We start from the raw sequence: 21,960 nt of genomic DNA on the forward strand, positions 1-21,960 counted from the left end.
TGCGCAGTGTTTAATTTAATGCCTTAAACGCTGTTAATAACTGTACTGTTTCATGTAAAGGCAAACCTACGACATTGCTATAACTGCCTTGTATACTTGGAATATAACGTGCCGCAATGCCTTGAATTGCATAGCCACCCGCCTTACCAAGCGGTTCACCTGTGGCCCAATAGTCTTCCATATCTTTTGGACTTAAGTGTTGAAATTCAACTTGGGTACGTACCACTATACTGGAAATTTGTTGTTTTGTACTAACGCAAACACCTGAAAACACGTCATGTTTACGATCAGAGATCATCTGCCACATGGCAAATGCATGTGCTTTCGATTCAGGTTTTCCTAAAATTTTCCCATCGACACCGAGCGATGTGTCCGCGGCAATGACTAAAGCATCAGGAAAACGAGCCAACACAGCCTGTGCTTTAGCACGCGCCAAACGCTCCACATAGTGGGCGACATCTTCCCCTGCCAACACAGATTCATCAATGTCAGGGCTATAAACCTCAAAGTTTAAGCCCAATTGGCTTAATAACTCGCGGCGCCGCGGTGAGCTCGACGCTAAAATTAAATGCGCCATCGTTTCAGTACAGCATAAATCAATGGAAATACTGCAATACTAGTCAGTAAAGGCTGCCAGTGTCGCGCTAAAGCAAAATCAAGCCCACCCATGACCTGCATAAACCATTGTAAGAGTAAATGTGCAGTGGTGGCCAAGCTTGCAATAATCCAAATATGTAAAAAGGTTAAAATCCGTTTTTCACGGATTAAAAAACGTGTGACAAAGGTCGTCAACACAAAGCTTAAAGCATTTAAGCCCAGAGGTGAGCCGACCAGTAAGTCTAAAAACATACCTGTGGCAAAGGCAAACCATACGCCACACCACGTTGGCTGACACATGACCCAAAACATCACCACCAACAGCATATATTCTGGTCGCCAACCTGAGGTGCTATAAGACAGCGGATAAACGATCAGCACTGATGCCACGATCACCGATACAATAATGGCAATCAGAGGATCTTTTTTAGCCTGTGGATTGAATCTATTGAGCGACATGCGGTTGCTCCATCGCCAGTGAATCAGAGAACAAGACCACGACGTGTTGACCTCCACCAAGCTGTGCGGCTGGTTTAATATCAATTTGAGCAAATTCACCACTGTTATGGCGACTCACTTTTTGTACTGTACCGACCAAATAACCGGCTGGAAAATGTGCGCCTAAGCCTGAGCTATAGACTTTTTCTCCAACTTTAACGTCTGCACTGGTGGGTACGTATTCCATTTTCAGCTGGGCTAAATCGCCTTTACCACTGACAATGGCACGAATTCCACTGCGCTCTAGTCGTACCGATAAGGCATGTTCTTTATCTGACAATAACATGACACGACTACTATGCGGATACACGGCCACCACTTGCCCCATAATGCCTTTATCATCGAGCACCGTTTGACCGACTTTTAAGTCACTGGTCGAACCACGATTAATGACAATAATATGGCGTAAAGGATCAGCATCTGTACCTATCACTTCAGCAATTTCCATACGTCCATCAATAATCAGAGGCGTATCAATCAAGCCACGTAAACGGGTATTTTCAGCAGAAAGTTCAGATAATTTTTGCAAACGCACTTGCGCCTGTAACAGCTCCGCCTGCATCGCAGTATTTTCACGACGCAGTTGTGCTTCAGACTTGGTTTGTTGAGTGAGCCACTCTCGCGATAACACGGGATAACTTGCTAAGGCATAAATCGGATTATATGCCGCATACAAGACATCTCTTGCGGGCTGAATCACATGTGGCACGCGCCAGTTTAAAAACAGCACAACCAAACATGTGATGACCGCAATGATAAATGAGCGAAAAGATGGCGGCTGTCTGGAAAACAGATTTGCTTGCACCGCCTAGGTCCTTTTAGCCAACGAATAACATATCGTGATTTGGGTTATCAAAGAATTCAAGCACTTTACCACCACCACGTGTCACACAAGTCAGTGGATCTTCTGCCACAACCACAGGTAAACCTGTTTCTTGCGCCAACATCTTGTCAAGGTTACGAAGTAAAGCACCACCACCGGTTAACACAATACCGCGCTCTGCAATATCTGAAGATAATTCCGGCGGGGTTTGTTCAAGTGCTGATTTCACCGCAGAGACAATACTTTGCAGCGGATCCGCAATCGCTTGAGTCACTTCTGTTGAAGTCACTTTAATGGCGCGTGGTACACCCTCTGCCAAGTTACGACCGCGCACTTCAATTTCAAGTGCTTTGGCGCCTTCATCTGGCAATGCCATACCGACTTCTTTTTTAATGGTTTCTGCTGTTGTCTCACCAATCACACAGCCATGCGCTTTACGTACATAATTAATGATCTGTTCATCAAACACATCACCACCAATACGCAGCGAATCCGCATACACACAGCCTTGTAAGGAAATAATCGCGATTTCAGTTGTACCACCACCAACATCAACGACCATTGAACCACACGCTTGCTCAACTGGCATACCAGCACCAATTGCCGCAGCCATTGGTTCTTCAATTAAACGTACATCGCGCGCACCTGCATTAAATACCGCCTCACGAATCGCACGGCGTTCAACCAATGTCGATTTACACGGTACACACACCACAACGCGTGGCGCAGGTGGGAATAAACGCTTTTCATGCACTTTACCAATAAATTGGTTGAGCATGGTCTCGGTTACTTCAAAGTCAGCAATCACACCGTCTTTCATTGGACGGATGGCTGAGATGTTTGCAGGAGTACGACCAAGCATTTGTTTCGCATCAAGACCTACGGCGGCAACAATTTTTTGTGAACCACTGTGACGAATCGCCACGACGGTTGGTTCATTTAAGATAATGCCGCGTCCTGGTGCATAAATAAGGGTATTCGCTGTACCTAAGTCAATGGCCAGATCAGGCGAAAACAAGCCAATTAGTCGTTTTAGAATCACGGGGACGTTCTCAATTAAACTTTATGTGGACGCAAGTGGGCAACTTTAACTAAATGTGATGCTTTGAACAAGTCAATCGCTTATTATAACGCACGATATTTTGAAAATTTTTAATACTGATGAGGTGATGTTATGTCGACATCGGATGCTCAGCATTCTGCAGATTTAAATGCACAAACAGTTTCAGCAATTGCCCATCTCGCAAGATTATCGCTTAATGATACGCAATCTGCTGAATATGCTCAAAGTTTAAATAAAATTTTAGGCATGATGGAATCACTCAAAGAGATCAATACCGATGGTGTTGAGCCACTAAAAAGCCCATTTGACCATCCGCAACCCCTACGCGTTGATGAAGTTTCTGAAAGCAATCATCGTGAAGAATATCAAGCTGTTGCTCCTGCTGTAGAAGCGGGTCTATATCTTGTACCACGCGTCATTGAATAATTCTGATTCATCTCAAGCTTTTTCTTACATTTTAGTGAAGATTTTTCTCTCATGACTGATTTACATCGTTTATCGATTCGTGAACTGACTGAAGGTTTAGCCAATGCTCAGTTTTCATCACGCGAAATTACCGAACATTATTTAAAACGCATTGAAAAAATCGATGCACAAGTCAAATCATATGTGACTGTGACCGCTAAGCAAGCATTAGCAGATGCCGATGCTGCCGATGCACTACGCCGCGCAGGTGGTGCCAATGTGTTAACGGGTGTACCCATTGCCCATAAAGATATTTTCTGTACCCAAGGCATTAAAACCACTGCTGGTTCTAAAATGCTGGATAACTTTATCTCGCCTTATGATGCGACTGTCGTGGCAAAGGCTAAAGCTGCGGGTCTTGTGACTTTAGGTAAAGTCAACATGGACGAGTTTGCCATGGGTTCTACCTCAGAAAACCCATTCTATGGCGCAACTGCCAACCCATGGAACTTAAACCATGTTCCGGGTGGTTCTTCAGGTGGTTCTGCGGCAGCAGTTGCGGCTGACCTTGCACCGTTTGCCACAGGGACTGATACTGGTGGTTCAATCCGTCAACCTGCATCGTTCTGTGGTTTGACTGGTCTTAAGCCAACTTACGGCCGCGTATCACGTTTTGGTATGATCGCCTATGCATCATCACTGGATCAAGGCGGCCCAATGGCGCGCTCGGCTGAAGACTGTGCTTATCTTATGAACGTAATGGCAGGTCATGATGCCAAAGACTCAACCTCTGTAGACAAAGAAGTTGATGATTACGTAGCGAACCTCAACGGCACATCGGTTAAAGGTTTACGTATTGGTATTCCTAAACAGTACTTTAACGTCGAAGGTTTAGCAGCTGACGTTAAAGCGCGTGTTGAAGAATCACTGAAAAAGTTAGAAGAGATGGGCGCGACTTTGGTTGAGATTGATCTGACCATGACCGAAAGCTACGTACCAACCTATTACTTAATCGCACCTGCTGAAGCATCGTCTAACTTGTCACGTTTTGACGGCGTGCGTTATGGCTACCGCTGTGAAAATCCTGTGGATTTAATGGATTTATACAAACGTTCACGTTCAGAAGGTTTTGGTAAAGAAGTTCAGCAACGTATTTTAATTGGTACTTACGCGCTGTCTGCGGGTTATTACGATGCATACTACGTGAAAGCACAAAAAGTACGTCGTTTAATTCAACAAGATTTCTTAAAAGCATTTGAAAATGTCGATGTGATTGCTGCCCCTGCTGCACCAACCACGGCATATAAGATTGGTGCAAACTTGTCACCTGTTGAAATGTACTTAGGTGATATCTACACCATCGCAGTGAACTTAGCCGGTCTACCTGCCATTAACGCGCCTGTTGGTTTTGACGCAAATAACTTACCGGTTGGCTTACAGCTGATTGGTAACTACTGGTCAGAATCGCAATTGTTGTCTGTAGTACATCAGTATCAACAAGCAACCGATTGGCACACTAAACGCGCTGCAATTGCTGAGGAGAACGCATAATGGCGAAGAACGCTGCAAAACCAAAGTCAAACTTAATTGACGGTTGGGAAGTGGTTATTGGTATTGAGATTCACACTCAGCTTGCCACCAACACCAAAATTTTCTCAGGTTCATCGACTGTTTTTGGTAATGATCCAAACACGCAAGCCAGCCTTGTTGACCTTGCAATGCCGGGCGTATTGCCTGTACTCAACAAAGAAGTGGTTGACCTTGCCATTCGCTTTGGTTTAGGTATTGATGCGTATATTGATCAAGCATCAGTATTTGCACGTAAAAACTATTTCTACCCTGACTCGCCAAAAGGCTACCAAATCAGCCAAATGGACAACCCGATTGTGGGCTTGGGTCATATCGATATCCAACTTGAAGATGGCACAGTAAAACGCATTGGCGTAACCCGTGCCCACCTTGAGGAAGATGCTGGTAAATCCATCCATGACCAATTCGAAGGCATGTCAGGCATCGACTTAAACCGTGCAGGCACACCTTTACTTGAGATCGTATCTGAACCAGATATGCGTTCGGTTGAAGAAGCAGTTGCCTACATTAAAGCGATTCACACCCTTGTACGTTGGTTAGGTATTTCTGACGGTAACATGGCGGAAGGTTCATTCCGTGCTGACTGTAACGTGTCTTTACGTCGTCCGGGTCAACCATTTGGTACACGTTGTGAATTGAAAAACCTCAACTCATTCCGTTTCATTGAACAAGCGATCAATGTTGAAATTGAACGTCAAATGGAAATCTTGGAATGGGATGGCACCATCGACCAAGAAACGCGTTTGTTTGACCCTGTGAAAATGGAAACGCGTTCGATGCGTTCGAAAGAAGAAGCGAACGATTACCGCTACTTCCCAGATCCTGATCTTCTACCTGTGATCATTGCAGATGAGCAAATTGAAGCGGCACGCGCTGCCCTTCCTGAGCTTCCTGCTGCACGCCGTGCGCGTTTTGTAGCGGACTTTGGTGTGACTGAGTACGATGCGCACGTTTTAACACTGACGCGTGAAATGTCAGAGTTTTATGAAGAAGTGGTTAAGGCTGCGGGCGGTGCTGCACAAGGTAAAATTGCGGCTAACTGGGTAATGGGTGAATTCTCAGGTGCTTTAAACAAAGCAGGCTTAGAGTTAGCTGATTCTCCTGTATCTGCTGAAAAACTTGGCGGTATGATTGCACGTATTGTGGACAACACGATTAACGGCAAGATCGCAAAACAAGTCTTCGGCTTTATGTGGGAAGAAGGCAAAACTGCGGACCAGATTATTGCGGAAAAAGGCTTGAAACAGGAAACTGATACAGGCGCAATTGAAGCGATTATTAAAGACGTACTTGCTGCTAACGAGAAGATGGTTGAAGAGTTTAAATCTGGTAAAGAGAAAGCCTTTAACGGTCTTGTTGGTCAAGTGATGAAAGCAGCAAAAGGTAAAGCCAACCCTGCGCAAGTCAATGAATTAATGAAGAAATTGATTGGTTGATTTATTCGCTAATCAATTGATTTTGTGTTATAAAAACCTCGCTGAATGCGGGGTTTTTATATTATGTCTTACGCCATCACACATGAAATCATTGATATCGACCAACAAATTGAAATTATAAAAGTCAAAAGCAAAAAAATGAAGGAATATGAAGAACAATTTATACGGCACAAATCTATAGAGCATTTCTATGAGTGTCTTAGAGAGCTAAAACCTGAAGATAATTTTTTAATCTCAAAAATCTATGGAAAAGGGCGCGATACTACTATTTCTTTAAACCATATTATTTGGGAATTCACAGACTATACTCATACACCAATACTAAATGAACTCATTGATGGTTTATCAGCAAATCTTGAATATCATAAAAATATTTGTGAAAGCACATATCAAGCTGTTGAAAAAAGAATTCATGAACTTGAATTTTATCAATGGTCTATCATTGAGATGATCAATATTTGCAAATATATATGTGCAGATATTGACCAAATCTCTGATATATTGAACTTACTAAAACAAACAAAAACATATCGTCTTCAGAAAGGTACTTTAAAAATGGATGATATTGATAATGCGATGAAAGCCGTACCAACTATTCAAAACTACTACTCTGGTACATTTCAACAGAGCCAATTCCAAAATGGAGCTAATAGCACCATGAATGTAAATCAAATCAATAACCAAGCCTTACAACAATTGTGTAGTAAAATGCGTGAAGTTATTGATCAGGCAAGTGAATCCACTGAAGTAAAACAAGGTATAAAAAATATTGTTGATGACATAGAGAGAACTAACGATCCATCAACATTTAAAAATGCCTATGCAAAGCTCACAACTACTTTATCTAATCACATTACAATTCTTACTGCATTTGCCTCATCAGGAATTTTAACCGAATTAACTAAATATCTTGGGTAAATTCTGATGACTATTAAAAAGTATCATCTATTACAAAACTCAAAAACTTAGGACGTATTCAACTTTCAAAGTCATGATTTATGCATGACTTTTCAATCCCCCTCCTTGCGAAGCTTCACTTCTTACGTTTTTCAAAGGGGGATTTGTCACGTAATTACATTGATACGCGTAGTTCTCTCTCCTGAGCGAGTTTTAAAGCACTGCTTTTAAAACGAAGCGCAAGAAAGGAGGAGGGCTAGGGAAAATATTCATTTCATTTGTAATCAAGCAACTCAGACAAGCAGACCAATTACATTGCCGCTCATCTTTAAGCAGACTAAAATAATTCAAAATCCAAAAAAGATTTGAGGGTTAAATCATGTTTAAAAAACTTGCCCTACTTACCACAACATTACTTAGCTTGAGCAGCATCTACGCTGCCGAATGGTTTGAACTGACCCAAAGCGACGAAAAAAAATATTACGCCTCACCTGAACACATTAACCCGATCAGACGCTCAAGCACCCCAGCCACAGAACTAGAAATGTGGGTCAAAGCCGTCATCTATAACGACCTCACCAAAGACGGTATGACCATTAACGACTACCAAATGATTTTATATAAAATTAACTGCCCTGATCGCGAGTTTGGCATTAAACAAAACGTCAACTATAACGCCAAAGGCAAAATGCTTGATTCCAACAGTGCAAGCAGCATTACGATGAATAAAGCCATTCCCGAAACCATTGCCGACTCAATTGGCAGTAACGGCTGCGCAGCCTTAGAGATTTTAAATAACCCTGAAAAATATACCTAATGCTTGTAAAGATTCAGCTTTTGGCAAGCTATCACTTGCCAAAAGTAAGCTTTAATCTTAACGAATGACGCCCAATTTATTCCAAATATCAGGCGTTAAAAACGTCGTCACCAATTTTCCCATTTCCACATGCTTCAATACCCCATTAAGCTGACTTTTCACTTGTGGGGTTTTTAAAATTTCGTTACCGGTAATGGTGCCTAATTCTTGAAAACTCTCCCCCACTGCTTCTAAACCATCGCTTTGAATCACGGCTTTGGTTTGGCTGCTACATTGCTCAACCAAAATACGTTGCAATACTTGGGCTAAATTCTTATCCAATTGCTCTTTTTGTGCAGTGGTGACACTGCTCATAGTGTTTAAATCAGGATGCTGACCAAGCGCAGCAAAGGTCCATTGCAATACCGTGGTTTTATCTGTAGCCGTGGTCGATTTCACTAAACACTGGCTTAAAGCATCCACTGTGCTGCTCGCTTGCGTGGTAGCAACGACACCTACAGTTAAACTGGTTGCTAATGCAATTTGACCGAGTAATTTTTTCATCATGCAGTTCCTTTCATTTGGCTGTGTTGTAGCATAAAGTGCAGCTTACGCCTTTTATCTTTATGTAAAAAAGCCCACACAATGTGGGCATCATTTTAGTCATCGAGTGCTGATTCAAAGGCTTTTAAACGCTTATAAATTGAGAGTAATTCAATAATCGTCGGCCATGAGGCAATTAAATATTGGAATGATTCACGCACTTTGCCAAACACATTGGAAATTTGCATCATTAAACCTAAAGTAATGGTACCTGCTGCAATACTTGGGAATAGCACAAATAAACCAAATAGATTATCAAGCTGCATATACCAAATCCGCACCAAGTTAAAATAGGCATAATGGAAATATAAACGGAAATAATTGACGCGTACTTTGCTAAACAGTTCTTTTAAAGTCAAAGGATCGGCGCGGTTTTCGTAATCTTCACCATAGACCAATTCTTTACGATAGGCGGCTTCAACTTTTTGGTTATTAAACTCAAGCCCCGGCAATTTAAAGCCCACAATCACTAAAATAATAGTACCTAAAACCGACCATGTTACCGCAGCCCAAACCAAGGCATGCGCGATTTCACCAACAAAGGGTAAGCTTTTCACATGACTAGATAGAGTAAATAACACCGGTAAAAAGGCTATCAGCACCATAAAGGCTTCAATCAGGCTTACGCCTAAGCCTTCCATGGTTTTGGCAAACCGCATGGTATCTTCTTGAATACGCTGCGACGCACCTTCAATATGGCGTAATTTTTGCCAATGCGCGCTGTAAAAGTCGTTCATGGCGGTACGCCAGCGGAAAATATAATGACTGACAAAAAATAAGTTAAATACCGCAAAGGTCACATACACCATGGCGATGTATAAAAAAGTCAGGGTCTCGTTATATAACAAACTGACATCACCACCGCCTTGGGTCAGCATTTTTTGAATCAAATCATAAAATGGGCTATACCATGCGTTAATCACCACATTGACTTGTACCCCAAACCAAATATTAAACAGAATAAAAGCCGAGCCCCACACTGACCACTTTTGCCAAGGATTATTGGATTTTAAGCGCCAAAACGTGGCAAAAATGCTGGTCGATAGCACAAACCACAGATAAAACCATAAAAAATTGCCTGACCAAAAACGGCTGACGCCTATGGGTAAAGCATCATCCGCCACTAAATTTAAGCCTAAATAACTGCCCCAGCTGTGCCCGCCCGAATACCACAGCGCAATATTGATGGCAAACCATAGAATTAAGGATAAAAAAAACCATTTGGGATGCGGAAAAAATGACTTAAACACAATGATTTCTCTGTATTTTTTACTAAGGAGGTCATCATAAAACTTTTCTAAAATAATAGGCGGCTTTTTTATGTACTTTATGTAGTTGTATTTTGGTCACTTTGGTCAGCGTCATTAGCAAAAATATGCTTATAATTTAAACAAAACTTTAATCAAGGATGCGGGCGTGACTAAACAAATTTTAATGTTGGTAGGTGATTATGTCGAAGACTATGAGTGCATGGTGCCATTTCAATTTTTACTGGCTTTAGGTTATCAAGTGCATACGGTTTGCCCAGATAAGCAAGTCGGAGATACGGTCGCCACGGCGATTCATGATTTTGAAGGTGAACAAACCTATAGCGAAAAGCGTGGCCATAATTTCGCGATTAATTATGATTTTAATCAAGTTAACAGCGAAGATTATGTTGGACTAGTGATTCCGGGTGGTCGTGCGCCTGAATATTTACGTTTAAATCAACGTGTGCTTGCAATTGTACAAGAATTTAATACAGCCCAAAAACCGATTGCAGCGGTGTGTCATGGCCCGCAAATTTTAGCTGCGGCAGGCATCTTACAAGGCAAAACCTGTGCGGCTTATCCTGCCTGTAGCGCAGAAGTGAAGTTAGCCGGCGGCAACTTTGCAGACATTGGCGTCACTGAAGCAGTTACCGATGGCAACTTAGTCACAGCCCCAGCTTGGCCCGCACATCCGGCTTGGCTTGCGCAATTTGTGGCAGTCTTAGGTGCAAAAATTAGCATTTAACCTGCTGTAACTATTCTATTTTTACCTTGCTTTTGCTGGCATAAACGGAGCCTACAGATGCAACAGCGTGTGATTGAAATTTTGCTCCCGATGACCTTAAGTCGCGATCAACAACACCCCGTGCACCTTGAGCAAGGTACCTTACTCAAAGTGCTGTTGATGACCCCGCAAAGTCTTTTGGTGGCCAATGACGACTACTTTAATTTTGTCTTGGCGATTAAGGATGAAAATAAATATTGGCGTTATTTTTAGCCATTGCCCAAGCACTAGGCTTGGGCAGCACGCCTAAAATAAGATTTGCTGATTGTATAGCAGCTCATCTAAGCTTAAAGCTTGGCTTTGATTGGTCAGGTAAAGTAGATTTTCCTCGGTAAAATGACTGCCTTGACCATCCCGATCAATACTTAAAGTCACCATTTGGCTCGCCTCATCATAATTTAACATTAAATAATCGCTAAGCTGCTCAGGCGCAAGCTGTGGCAACAATTGGCTTAAATCAATTTTATCGGCATTGCGATTTTGATTGACATGACCGGCTTGGAAATCATGCCAAATAGTGCTGCCATTGCCGCCTGTGGCGCTGTTATTGTCTAATAAACTAAACAAAAGCGTGTCCTGACCAAGCCCCAAATGCAGTTGATCATGGGCGCTACTTGCAAGCACAGTTTCATCTGCACTGCTCGCTTGAATATGCTGTGCTACTTCAATTTCAAGCACAGCTTTACTTTGCGAGCCAACTGCCGAATTTAAGCTATATTCAAAGCGCTCAATGCCTGAGGCATTGCCATAGGCTTCGTAGCGATATTCACCGTCAATATTTAGATATAAACGCCCATATTGACCATTGACCCACATGCTGTGCTGACCTGCACCGCTATAGATGCTTTGGTCTGCGATGCTAATATTGCTGACATGGCTTAAACCTAAATCATTTTCAAGCAAATTACCTTGTACCACAGGCACTGTATCGGCATTAAATTCGGTTAAATAAACACTATTTTGGCTAATAATCACCGATGTAATGGTTCCGGCTAAACCACTACTCGCCTCTAAATTAAGGCTTAACACATAGTCGCCGGCGCTTAATCCAGTCAATTTCAACTGCTCTAAACTTGGGTTTTTGCCCGTAACACTGCCCTGTTGCATTTGACCTGTTGTGATATTGGTTAAGGTATATTTTAACTCACGGTTGTCATTCAGCAGTGACAACACTTTGGCTGATAAGGTGATATCCGTTTGCGTTGCAGCATCTACCTTAAAACTATAGCTATAGTCTTTACGATGGGGCTTGTCATTTTCGTTATGGGTAAAGACATTATTTGTAGTATCTAGCACTACACGATTTACATCATGGTTGGCATGTTGGCTATCTATTTGAATATTAATTACTTCGATACGTTGACTGCCATCGGCATGACGCACTAAATATGAGAAACTCTCAATTTGCCCATAAGCTGCAGTATTGTCAGTGTAAAGCGTATAGTGATATTCGCCATTACGTGCAATATTGAGCACACCAAATTGACCTGCAACTTCAGTTGTACCTTCAGCATTTAAAAAGCTTTGATTCACTTTGAGCACTTGATCTGCGTCAGCTAAAGTTAAATCCCCACTTAAAGGATCAAGCACAGTTTGCTGCACAGGCTGACTATAATCTTTGACGATATCCTCAACCACTTCCACCACAGTGCCTTTTAGCGCCCCAAGCAAGGTTTTACCGCTCAGCACCACTTTGTATTGTCCTGGGGTAAAGCTCAGTGTCGTTTTGGCTGATGCACCACCAAAAACAATGACTTTAAACCAATCTTCTTCTACATGATGCTGAATATAATCACCTGTAGCAGGATCAAGCTTATAGATCACTAAATCATATTTTGAGCCAATTTCAATACCACCTGAAGCGCCTTTAAAGGTCAGTTCACGTAAAGTTTGTTCGGCTACGTTAAAGCTCATCGCACCCTTAAATGCTAAAGCATCGGCACCTAGAATTGGGTTGAGCAAATCTACATCTAAAATGCTGTAATCCACTACTTTACCCAGTTGCTCACCGGCATACACCATCGCTTCCGGTTGCACCATCAGGTAATGGTCAATTTCAGTTTGCGCTTGCTGTGTAGCATTAATATGAATGCTTAAATTAGCGCTGCTATAGACTCCACTTAAAGTTGCCACTTCATAACTAAAGGTTTCCACCACGCTATGGGTCAGCTTAAATTCAGGATGAATTTCATAGCGATAGCTGCCATTGGACTGAATATACAACACCCCATATAAACCCTGTACAGAATAAGTGCCTTGATCACCCACTAAGTAATTATCGACATGACCAGCTTCATTCAGGACTTTCACATTTAAAATACGGGTGCCTTGTGGCAGCACATCTAAGCCATGTTTAAGGTCAATGTCTTGTAACACATTACCGCGCACATCGCCTTTCGCGCCCACAGGTTGGCTGTAATCTAAAGTAATATCGGAGATGGTTTTTAAGGTATAACCGGTGAGTGCAGCAACGCCTAAGCCATTACCCAATACCATCATGTATTGGCCGGCATCCAAAGTAATATCAAAATCACCAGATACGCCACCAAGCAACAGCGCCTTTAACCAATTCTGCTCTACATATTGACTAACCCATTCGCCAGTGACTTGATCGAGTTTATAAATATGTAGATCGTACATGGCCGCCACTTGTACCCCGCCCGATTGGGCTTTTAAGCTCAATTGGCGCTGAGTATTATCAGCCACATCAAAATGTAAGGCTGCACCAAAGACGCGTGTTACAACGTCAGCCGACAAAACTGGGCCTAAATCCGCAGAGAGGAAAGAAAAACTGGTTTTATCTTGCAACTCATTTGCCATCTGCGTGCCCGCAAATTGGGTGTGTAACACAGCTTGATTATCGGCACTTAAGAGGATTTTCTCTACCAGTAGCGGTGCTTGGAGGGCTATATGTGCAGATGGATTTAAAGCTTTATCGGTAGCGGTGATATAGACTGTTTCCGCATTGGTTAAAGCGGGCAGATAAATCGTATACTGCCCATGCGCATTGACCATGGTGGAGGCTAAGACTTTAAGCTGCCCATCAATCATTGCTTCAACTTTAATTGTTGAGCCTGCCTCAGCTAAACCACTGATAGATTGCCCATCATTTGAAAATGCAGCAGTCGGTGCCTCAGGCGGGGTATGATCTACTGTGATGTTGCCTAATAAATAGGGAAAATCATATTCACTACGTTTGAGTAAAACATTGTGCCGTCCTTCAGGTAAAGTAAAGCTTGTACCATAGCTCTCCAGCCAAGTTGTGCCGCCATCTATACTCAACCACCAAGCTTGCTCGGCACTTACCCCTTCTACCCTGACCAAACCATTGGCTGTAATACCATCATAACGACCTGTATCTTCAACTAAATATGCCAAAAAAAAATCTGTACTCATTATTTGCTCTATATGTTTATGCAGCGCTTAAACCATCCCCAAATTTTTAGCGCCAACATGACTGCCTCTTTTCGTTAGACCATCCACGTTCTAACGAACCCCACTGAACTGCATTTAAGCTCAACTCAGTATTGTTGAATATGTATAAACTACAACCACAATTATTGCAGGCATATTATGACTTCTTCTGTGTACTTTGTTGATAGAAAATAAGCTATGACATAAAAATCATCTGAGTTTTTTCAATTCAAAAATTTAAATAAAATATAGCTCTCTCCTGACCTGACTATCTTGATCAAGATAAAATTCATCATCCTTTAAAAAATCGCATAAGTATCAATAGAAAAACCCAAGCCTAAGCTTGGGTTTTGTCTCAGCACAACAATGATAGATTAGAAAATAATTTGATTATTTTCTAATAATTGCTGCAAGCTAACATCAGTTGTCTGCTGACCTAAATGAATCAAGGCTGTACTTTGGAAAGTTGTCCCTGCACCATCACGATCAATGCTTAAGGTCACGTGACCTTCAGCATCTTGTTCCACAGTTAGATACTGATCAAGATTGTCCGCAGTCACTTCATTCCCTAGTAATTCGCTGACATCAAGGATATCTGCATCGAGATTCTCCTCTGGATTACCAAGCTCAAAGTCTTCCCACGTATCCACGCCGTTACCGCCTGTAGCATCATTGGCATCCAGCAGCTTAAATAAGACTGTGTCATTGCCTGCTCCACCGACGATATAGTCATCACCTGCATTGCCTTGGATCTGATCTTTGCCTTCACCGCCACGAATCACATCACTGCCCTGACCACCAATGAGTACATCATTGCCATCGTGACCGTATAAACGTACTGAGCTGGTTGCTTTAGATTGATCCAAGGTATCATCTAGCACTGCGGTGATATTTTTATCAGCCCCTTCATAGATAGCTTGACCTGCAAGGAGATTATCCAAAACTTCAGCCCCCAATAGAGAAGCTAAATCGGATGTGTTACTGCTGCCGTATTCATCAGTTACCGTCACAGTCAGCTTTTGTAAGACATCTAATTGCAAGATACTACCTAGCAACCCACTCAGACCCAAGACACCTGTTTGCGGTTCTAAGGCAACAGTGGCTAGGAATTCCAATACTTTCTGGTTATCTAAAGTGCCACCATCGAGCGCTTCAATCACAATACTCGACGCCGATAATTGCACAAGCCCTAAGCCGAGTAAGCTACCACCTTTAACAGGGCTGATTTTTAGACCAAAATCTTCAGCCAGTTTTTGTGAATAGCCAAATTGCAGCGCGACTAAGGAAATAAAGCCACCTTGGGTAATTTCAATTTTACTCAAGTTATTGTCAGTATCTAGTGCGGCAAACATTTGCTGATTTAAGTCAATTAAGCCTGCTACATCGAGCCCAACTAAACCCAGCAAGCTATTGCCGTTGGCCACTGCAATAGGCACGCTATTTTCAAACTCACCTGTATTACCAAAAGCGTCACGAACTGTGGCTTCGATCTTATCACCACCCGCTAAAGGTGCGCTTAAGCTAAGTTGCACCGACTGACCTGCTACGACGGTACCCGTAAAGGTCTGACCACCGGCAGTTACTGTATATTGACCATCTTCTGTCGAAGTTAATACGAGTGTGGTTGAGTCTGTTTGACGTACTTCTACCGTTGGTGCTTGTAAATCAAGGATCAGGCTATCTGATCCTGTATTACCTGCTTTGTCAGTGACTGTTGCGATCACTTCAAGTGCGTCTTCAGTAACATCTAACAACTCAATGGTGACCACTTCATCCTTAGCAATTGTACCGCTGTAACTTTGCTCACCAATATTGACTTCATAGCTGCCATCTTCAGTTGAAGTAATAGTTACACTGTTGTCTAAGGTTTGATTCACTGTCACTTGCGGTGGCGTTAAGTCAGCAACTAAAGTCGCTTCACCTGTATTGCCTACTTGATCTTTTACTTCAGCAACGATCTCTTCGGCTTCAGTTAATGGACGATCAAGCGTAATTTCCACAGTTTCGCCGGCTTTAATCTCACCTGTGTAAACGTCATCACCAATAGTTACGGTGTATTCGCCATCTTCATTTGAAGTGATGTCGACAGTTTCAGGAGAGGTCTGTTCAAGCTCAACTACAGGATTCGTCACATCTGCAGTTAATGTCGCTTCACCTGTATTGCCCGCTTGGTCTTTCACTTCAGCAACAATCTCTTCGCCTTCAGTTAATGGACGATCAAGCGTAATTTCCACAGTTTCGCCGGCTTTAATCTCACCTGTGTAAACGTCATCACCAATAGTAACTGTATATTCGCCATCTTCATTTGAAGTGATATCGACAGTTTCAGGTGAAGTTTGTTCAAGCTCAACCGTAGGATCAGTCACATCTGCAGTTAATGTCCCTTCACCTGTATTGCCTGCTTGATCTTTTACTTCAGCAACAATCTCTTCGCCTTCAGTCAATGGACGATCAAGCGTAATTTCTACAGTTTCGCCGGCTTTAATTTCGCCAGTGTAAACATCATCACCAATAGTTACGGTGTATTCACCGTCTTCATTTGATGTGATGTCGACAGTTTCAGGTGAAGTTTGTTCAAGCTCAACCGTAGGATCAGTTACATCTGCAGTTAATGTCGCTTCACCTGTATTGCCTGCTTGATCTTTTACTTCAGCAACAATCTCTTCGCCTTCAGTTAATGGACGATCAAGTGGAATTTCTACAGTTTCGCCGGCTTTAATCTCACCTGTGTAAACGTCATCACCAATAGTGACTGTATATTTGCCATTTTCATTTGATGTGATGTCGACAGTTTCAGGTGAAGTTTGTTCAAGCTCAACCGTAGGATCAGTCACATCTGCAATTAATGTTGCACTACCTGTATTGTTTACATCATCAGTTACATAGGCAACGACTTCATCACCATCAGTTAAGGCTGGAGATAATGTCACAGTCACCGGTTCATTGGCTGTAATGTCACCTGAATAGCTGACACCATCTACAGTGACTACATATGTACCATCTTCATCTGAGATTAACACGACTGCATCTGGTGCAGTTTGAATTAATTCAACCTGTGGATCAGTCACATCGGCAACTAGGGTTGCTTCACCTGTATTGCCTGCAGCGTCAGTCACTGTTGCAGTCACTGTTTCATTTTCTGCTAATGGCTGGTCAAAAGTCACAGTAATTGATTCGTTTGCTGCAATTGTACCAGTATAAGTTTGACCACCCGCTATGACGCTGTAATTACCTGCCTCATTTGAAGTTAATAATACGGATGATTTTGAATTTTGCACCAACTCAACCTCCGGCTGAGTGGTGTCTTCAGCATCAGAATCTGAATCGCTGTCCGCGTCACCATCAGCATCGCCGTCCGCGTCACCGTCCGCGTCGCCATCCGCGTCGCCATCAGCATCGCCGTCCGCGTCACCGTCCGCGTCGCCATCCGCGTCGCCATCAGCATCGCCGTCCGCGTCACCATCAGCATCGCCGTCTGCGTCGCCATCAGCATCGCCGTCTGCGTCACCATCAGCATCGCCATCTGCATCACCATCAGCATCGCCGTCCGCGTCGCCATCTGCGTCGCCATCAGCATCGCCGTCTGCGTCACCATCAGCATCGCCGTCTGCGTCACCATCAGCATCGCCGTCCGCGTCACCATCAGCATCGCCATCTGCGTCGCCATCCGCGTCGCCATCAGCATCGCCATCTGCGTCGCCATCAGCATCGCCGTCCGCGTCGCCATCAGCATCGCCGTCCGCGTCACCATCAGCATCGCCATCTGCGTCGCCATCAGCATCGCCGTCCGCGTCACCATCAGCATCGCCATCAGCATCGCCGTCCGCGTCACCATCAGCATCGCCGTCCGCGTCACCATCAGCATCGCCATCTGCGTCGCCATCAGCATCGCCGTCCGCGTCACCATCAGCATCGCCATCAGCATCGCCATCAGCATCGCCATCAGCATCGCCGTCTGCGTCACCATCAGCATCGCCGTCTGCGTCACCATCAGCATCGCCGTCCGCGTCACCATCAGCATCGCCATCTGCGTCGCCATCAGCATCGCCATCTGCGTCGCCATCAGCATCGCCGTCCGCGTCGCCATCAGCATCGCCGTCCGCGTCACCATCAGCATCGCCGTCCGCGTCACCATCAGCATCGCCGTCCGCGTCTGAGTCCGATTCATCTGCACGACGGCTAGAATCAGAATCATGTGCCCATGCTAAAATACCTGCCGTTGTCACAATCGGTGCTAGCCATGGTAATAAATCTGAGCTTTGGCTATCGAGTAAAGGTTCAATCTCTTCAATTGGGTTGTAATTGACTGCAAGAGGATTAGCCGCATCGCTAGGCACTTCTAAAATATGTAACTGACCATTTTCATCCGCAAACACGATGTCATGGTTAGCATTGGCATCAAAGTAATTTGCGACAACTAAAATTTCACCATCGCTTAAAGTAACAATAAGATCATTATCTTTACGCTCTAAGTGCTGTACATTCTGTGGCGAACCTTTAATCACAATAACGCTAGGTTCTTGTAAAGTGATCTTATTCGATGTAGTTGTTTCCGAAGCAGTATGTGCTGCTTTAGAAATGACTTGGACTTGTGCCATAAATAGAAGTCTCCCAATGACTTAAATATAAAAATTGTTATAAAAATAAAGAAATAAAAATTAAGCCGCTGTAATATAATTTTTTTTAAAAGTTTGTGAAAGTTTGACTAAAATCGCACTATGATTCAGTGCAGATCAGTTGTAATTTACCAAGCAAAATGGTGACTATTGATGCAAAAATTAGCACATTTTTAAAATAAATAGCCAACTACATCACTTTTTATTTTAAAACAAATACCTATAAAAATTAATTACAAAAAAATATATAAAAAAACATAATTTTGACACTTAGTTATGTAATTTTTTTAGATATTTTTTAAGCCTATATAACAATGGCTATAACTACCATTACTTATAATTTATGATCAAGATTAACTAAATAATCCAGCAATTTTAAGTATAAAAAAAGGAGCCGAAGCTCCTCTTATTGGTTTAAGTTTCTTAGGCTGGAATACGTAACACTTGGCCTGGGAAAATATCATCGGCATTTTTAAGCAATGGACGATTGGCTTCAAAGATTTTGTTATATTGATTGGCATCGCCATAATACTGTTTAGCAATTTTAGATAAATTATCACCTGATTGTACAGTATAGAATTGACTTTCAGGCGCAGCTTCAGCCACCGTCATTTGATCATCCACTTGTGCGACATGATCGACATTACCCACAGCTAAGACAATTTTTTCTCTATCGGCTTGGCTTTTGACTTGCCCCTTAATGGTCGCAAGATCAGCCGCACCGTTATAGGTGACAGATAATCCTTCTACCCCAAGCCCCAAGCTTTTGACCAAACCTAATAATTGATTCGCGACTTCTTGTGCCGATGGTTCACTTGGTGTTGCAGCTTGCGGCTGTGGCTCTGGAGGAGCTGTATTTTTTTTACCAATACCTTTTACGAAATCAAATAAACCCATATTTTTACTCCAGTTGTTATTGTGTAGTTGTAGTTGGCTTTATTTTTATACTCAATATTGAACAGTCAAGATGCTAGTGTTTGGTAGTAATCAGTTAAGTTATGTAAATAAAAAAGCCACTCAAACGAGTGGCTTTTTTTAAGCATGCGCTTAAATCATCAATTAACCAAGTTTCTTAGAAACATAGTCGATTGCAGATTGTACAGTTGTGATTTCGTTAGAATCTTCATCAGGAATTGTGATGTCAAAGTCGTTTTCGAAAGACATTACAAGTTCAACTAAGTCTAAAGAGTCAGCACCTAAGTCATCCATGAAAGATGCTTCGTTTTTGATGTCTTCAACTTTGATACCAAGTTGTTCTGCAACTGCTTGTTTTACGCGTAGTTCGATATCGCTCACAGGAATTCTCCTCAATGCTTTGTAGCGTTTTTAATTTGCGGTTAAGTGTAATTGAATCTAGTAAATTTGGAAAGTTTCTACATGAATCAATTAGTTCATGTAAAGACCACCATTTACATGGAGTACAGTACCAGTAATGTAGCTTGCCTTCTCAGAAGCCAAGAAGCTTACTGCATTCGCAATGTCTTGTGGCTCACCTAAACGATTAAGCGCCACTTGATCACTCATTTTCTTACGAATTTCTTCACTCAGCTGTTCAGTCATTTCAGTTGCAATAAAGCCCGGTGCCACTGAGTTGACCGTGATTTGACGGCTACCCATTTCTTTAGCAAGGCTACGGCTAAATGCTTCCATACCTGCTTTGGCAGCAGAGTAGTTTGATTGACCTGGGTTGGCAAAATGTGCAACCACAGAGCTGATATTGATAATGCGGCCAAAACGTGCCTTAGTCATCCCCTTAAGCACACGTTTTGATAAGCGATACACTGCTTTTAAATGAATGGTCAGAATATCATCCCAATCATCTTCAGACATACGCAATAATAAATTGTCTTTGGTAATACCAGCGTTGTTTACTAATACTAATACTGGGCCAAAGCTTTGTTCGATCTCACCCACTAAAGCATCAATCGCTGCACCATCACGTACATCAAGTACGCGACCTGCACCGTTTTCTGCAAATTGTGCGCTTAATTTTTCTGCACCACTTTCAGAAGTGGCTGTCCCCACCACAAAAAAACCATCTTGAATCAATTGTGCTGCAATGGCAGCCCCGATGCCACGGCTTGCACCAGTAACTAAAGCAACTTTACGCTCTTGTGTCATGCAATTTTCCCTTCTGCCACTAAAACGGCGTTTAATGCATCTTCTATTCGCGCTTGGGTATCAAGCGGGAAAGCTTTTTCAATGTTTGGCAAACGCTTGGCAAGGTTGGCAAGCACATTACCTGGACCGCATTCCATGAGGTAATGAATACCTTGCTGTTCAAAGACTTGCATCGTCTTGGTCCATTGTACTGACTCATACAATTGAGCCGTCAATGCTAAACGTACTTGCTCGACCGTTTGCGCCGCTTCTGCATTTACATTTTGTATTACAGGAATGCGTGGTAGCTCAATGGCGGTTTGTTCCAATGCCTCAGCAAATTTTTCTGCTGCAGGTTTCATTAGGGAACAATGTGAAGGTACAGATACAGGTAATGCAATCGCTTTACCTGAGTTCTCTTTGACTAAGGCAATTAAGGCATCCACTGCAGCTTTAGTGCCCGCTACCACCACTTGACCGTTGGCATTATAGTTTGCAGCTTCAACTGAACCGAAATCTTGTGCTGAAATTTGCGCGCAGAGCTCTACTACTTTGGCATCATCAAAGCCTAAGATTGCAGCCATAGCACCTTGACCTTGTGGAACAGCAGCTTGCATGTATTGACCACGTAAATGCACCAATTTAGCTGCATCACCTAGGCTTAAGCTATCTGCGGCAACCAAAGCGCTGTATTCACCCAGAGAATGACCTGCTAAGAATTTAGGCGCAACCCCACCTAAATCTAACCATAAACGCCAAAGTGCAATACTTGCCGTGAGTAAAACAGGCTGAGTATATTGGGTCTCATTAATGCCTTCACCACTTTGTGCAATATGCCAGAGGTCAAAACCTACTGCATCTGAGGCTTCTTTAAAGGTCTGTTCAATGATTGGAAATTGGGTAGCTAAATCCGCAAGCATACCCGTCTTTTGTGAACCCTGACCCGGGAAAACAAAAGCAGTTTGGGTGGCTTGAGCGGCTTGATCAAGTCGATTTGCCGACATAGAAAAATCCTTTCATGTTGTTTTTAGCTGAGATGGACGCGAATTTAACACTTAAAAACAGCTTTGGTAATTGCCAAATACAAC

The 21,960-nt window shown here is 42.8% G+C and carries 20 protein-coding genes and 1 pseudogene; 7 read left to right on the forward strand and 14 right to left on the reverse strand.

Features of this window, described 5'->3' with window-relative positions; translation table 11 throughout:
- Positions 1–10: 10 nt before the first annotated feature.
- Genes AC5YCI_RS08145 through AC5YCI_RS08160 form a run of 4 tightly spaced genes read right to left on the reverse strand, consistent with a single transcriptional unit; the run spans position 11 to position 2,960 of the window.
- The gene (locus AC5YCI_RS08145) at positions 11–577 is read right to left on the reverse strand and encodes a Maf-like protein (RefSeq protein ID WP_496129308.1); all 567 of its coding nucleotides are present in this window, start codon (positions 575–577) and stop codon (positions 11–13) included.
- Positions 565–1,056 (reverse strand): rod shape-determining protein MreD, encoded by a 492-nt coding sequence (gene mreD, locus AC5YCI_RS08150; protein WP_496129307.1) that lies wholly within the window; start codon positions 1,054–1,056, stop codon positions 565–567. The genes AC5YCI_RS08145 and mreD overlap by 13 nt, the downstream gene beginning before the upstream one ends.
- Positions 1,043–1,900: a rod shape-determining protein MreC gene (mreC, locus tag AC5YCI_RS08155; RefSeq protein ID WP_496129306.1), complete on the reverse strand. Its 858-nt coding sequence runs from the start codon at positions 1,898–1,900 to the stop codon at positions 1,043–1,045. Before mreC ends, mreD begins: the two co-directional genes overlap by 14 nt.
- Positions 1,901–1,913: 13 nt before the next feature.
- Positions 1,914–2,960, reverse strand: coding sequence for a rod shape-determining protein (locus AC5YCI_RS08160; RefSeq protein ID WP_496129305.1), 1,047 nt, complete (start codon positions 2,958–2,960; stop codon positions 1,914–1,916).
- Between the two features lie 132 nt (positions 2,961–3,092).
- Between AC5YCI_RS08160 and gatC the strand changes: the two genes are divergently transcribed.
- The 5 genes from gatC (at position 3,093) to AC5YCI_RS08185 (ending at position 8,126) form a co-directional block, all read left to right on the forward strand.
- On the forward strand, positions 3,093–3,407 hold the full coding sequence (gene gatC / locus AC5YCI_RS08165) for an Asp-tRNA(Asn)/Glu-tRNA(Gln) amidotransferase subunit GatC (protein ID WP_496129304.1): 315 nt from the start codon (positions 3,093–3,095) through the stop codon (positions 3,405–3,407).
- Between the two features lie 51 nt (positions 3,408–3,458).
- Entirely contained in the window at positions 3,459–4,937 is a 1,479-nt protein-coding gene (gene gatA, locus AC5YCI_RS08170; protein ID WP_496129303.1) for an Asp-tRNA(Asn)/Glu-tRNA(Gln) amidotransferase subunit GatA, read from the forward strand.
- The gene (gene gatB / locus AC5YCI_RS08175; RefSeq protein WP_496129302.1) at positions 4,937–6,412 is read left to right on the forward strand and encodes an Asp-tRNA(Asn)/Glu-tRNA(Gln) amidotransferase subunit GatB; all 1,476 of its coding nucleotides are present in this window, start codon (positions 4,937–4,939) and stop codon (positions 6,410–6,412) included. Before gatA ends, gatB begins: the two co-directional genes overlap by 1 nt.
- A 63-nt stretch (positions 6,413–6,475) precedes the next feature.
- Positions 6,476–7,330 carry a hypothetical protein gene (locus AC5YCI_RS08180; protein WP_496129301.1) on the forward strand — a complete coding sequence of 285 codons (855 nt, stop codon included), beginning with the start codon at positions 6,476–6,478 and terminating at the stop codon, positions 7,328–7,330.
- Between the two features lie 358 nt (positions 7,331–7,688).
- Positions 7,689–8,126: a hypothetical protein gene (locus AC5YCI_RS08185; protein ID WP_496175431.1), complete on the forward strand. Its 438-nt coding sequence runs from the start codon at positions 7,689–7,691 to the stop codon at positions 8,124–8,126.
- Positions 8,127–8,183: 57 nt separating this feature from the next.
- Here the strand turns inward: AC5YCI_RS08185 and AC5YCI_RS08190 are convergent, their stop codons facing one another.
- Positions 8,184–8,669, reverse strand: coding sequence for a hypothetical protein (locus tag AC5YCI_RS08190; RefSeq protein WP_496129298.1), 486 nt, complete (start codon positions 8,667–8,669; stop codon positions 8,184–8,186).
- A 95-nt stretch (positions 8,670–8,764) separates the two neighbouring features.
- Positions 8,765–9,958, reverse strand: coding sequence for a peptide antibiotic transporter SbmA (sbmA, locus tag AC5YCI_RS08195; RefSeq protein ID WP_496129296.1), 1,194 nt, complete (start codon positions 9,956–9,958; stop codon positions 8,765–8,767).
- A 166-nt stretch (positions 9,959–10,124) separates the two neighbouring features.
- On the opposite strand from sbmA, the gene AC5YCI_RS08200 reads away from it, so the two are divergent.
- Positions 10,125–10,703, forward strand: a complete 579-nt coding sequence (locus AC5YCI_RS08200; RefSeq protein ID WP_496129295.1) for a DJ-1/PfpI family protein — start codon at positions 10,125–10,127, stop codon at positions 10,701–10,703.
- A 57-nt stretch (positions 10,704–10,760) separates the two neighbouring features.
- Entirely contained in the window at positions 10,761–10,955 is a 195-nt protein-coding gene (locus AC5YCI_RS08205) for a hypothetical protein (protein WP_496129294.1), read from the forward strand.
- A 33-nt stretch (positions 10,956–10,988) separates the two neighbouring features.
- Here the strand turns inward: AC5YCI_RS08205 and AC5YCI_RS08210 are convergent, their stop codons facing one another.
- The 8 genes and pseudogenes from AC5YCI_RS08210 to fabD all read right to left on the reverse strand — a co-directional run bounded on the left by AC5YCI_RS08210 (position 10,989) and on the right by fabD (position 21,876).
- Entirely contained in the window at positions 10,989–14,138 is a 3,150-nt protein-coding gene (locus AC5YCI_RS08210; RefSeq protein ID WP_496129293.1) for a BapA/Bap/LapF family large adhesin, read from the reverse strand.
- A 392-nt stretch (positions 14,139–14,530) separates the two neighbouring features.
- Positions 14,531–17,434, reverse strand: coding sequence for a hypothetical protein (locus tag AC5YCI_RS08215; RefSeq protein WP_496129348.1), 2,904 nt, complete (start codon positions 17,432–17,434; stop codon positions 14,531–14,533).
- A complete protein-coding gene (locus AC5YCI_RS08220) occupies positions 17,404–18,351 on the reverse strand; it encodes a hypothetical protein (protein ID WP_496175436.1) in 948 nt (315 codons plus the stop codon). Before AC5YCI_RS08220 ends, AC5YCI_RS08215 begins: the two co-directional genes overlap by 31 nt.
- Positions 18,352–18,409: 58 nt before the next feature.
- Positions 18,410–18,754 (reverse strand): annotated as a pseudogene (locus tag AC5YCI_RS08225) (BapA/Bap/LapF family prefix-like domain-containing protein); the annotation flags it as partial.
- A gap of 441 nt (positions 18,755–19,195) precedes the next feature.
- Positions 19,196–19,669, reverse strand: coding sequence for a peptidoglycan-binding protein LysM (gene lysM / locus AC5YCI_RS08230; RefSeq protein WP_496129292.1), 474 nt, complete (start codon positions 19,667–19,669; stop codon positions 19,196–19,198).
- Positions 19,670–19,831: 162 nt separating this feature from the next.
- Positions 19,832–20,068 (reverse strand): acyl carrier protein, encoded by a 237-nt coding sequence (gene acpP / locus AC5YCI_RS08235; protein ID WP_122899152.1) that lies wholly within the window; start codon positions 20,066–20,068, stop codon positions 19,832–19,834.
- A 90-nt stretch (positions 20,069–20,158) separates the two neighbouring features.
- Positions 20,159–20,893 carry a 3-oxoacyl-ACP reductase FabG gene (gene fabG / locus AC5YCI_RS08240; RefSeq protein WP_496129291.1) on the reverse strand — a complete coding sequence of 245 codons (735 nt, stop codon included), beginning with the start codon at positions 20,891–20,893 and terminating at the stop codon, positions 20,159–20,161.
- Positions 20,890–21,876 (reverse strand): ACP S-malonyltransferase, encoded by a 987-nt coding sequence (fabD, locus tag AC5YCI_RS08245; protein ID WP_496129290.1) that lies wholly within the window; start codon positions 21,874–21,876, stop codon positions 20,890–20,892. The genes fabG and fabD overlap by 4 nt, the downstream gene beginning before the upstream one ends.
- Between the last annotated feature and the right edge of the window lie 84 nt (positions 21,877–21,960).

Source organism: Acinetobacter sp. CY17 (genome assembly GCF_059515825.1).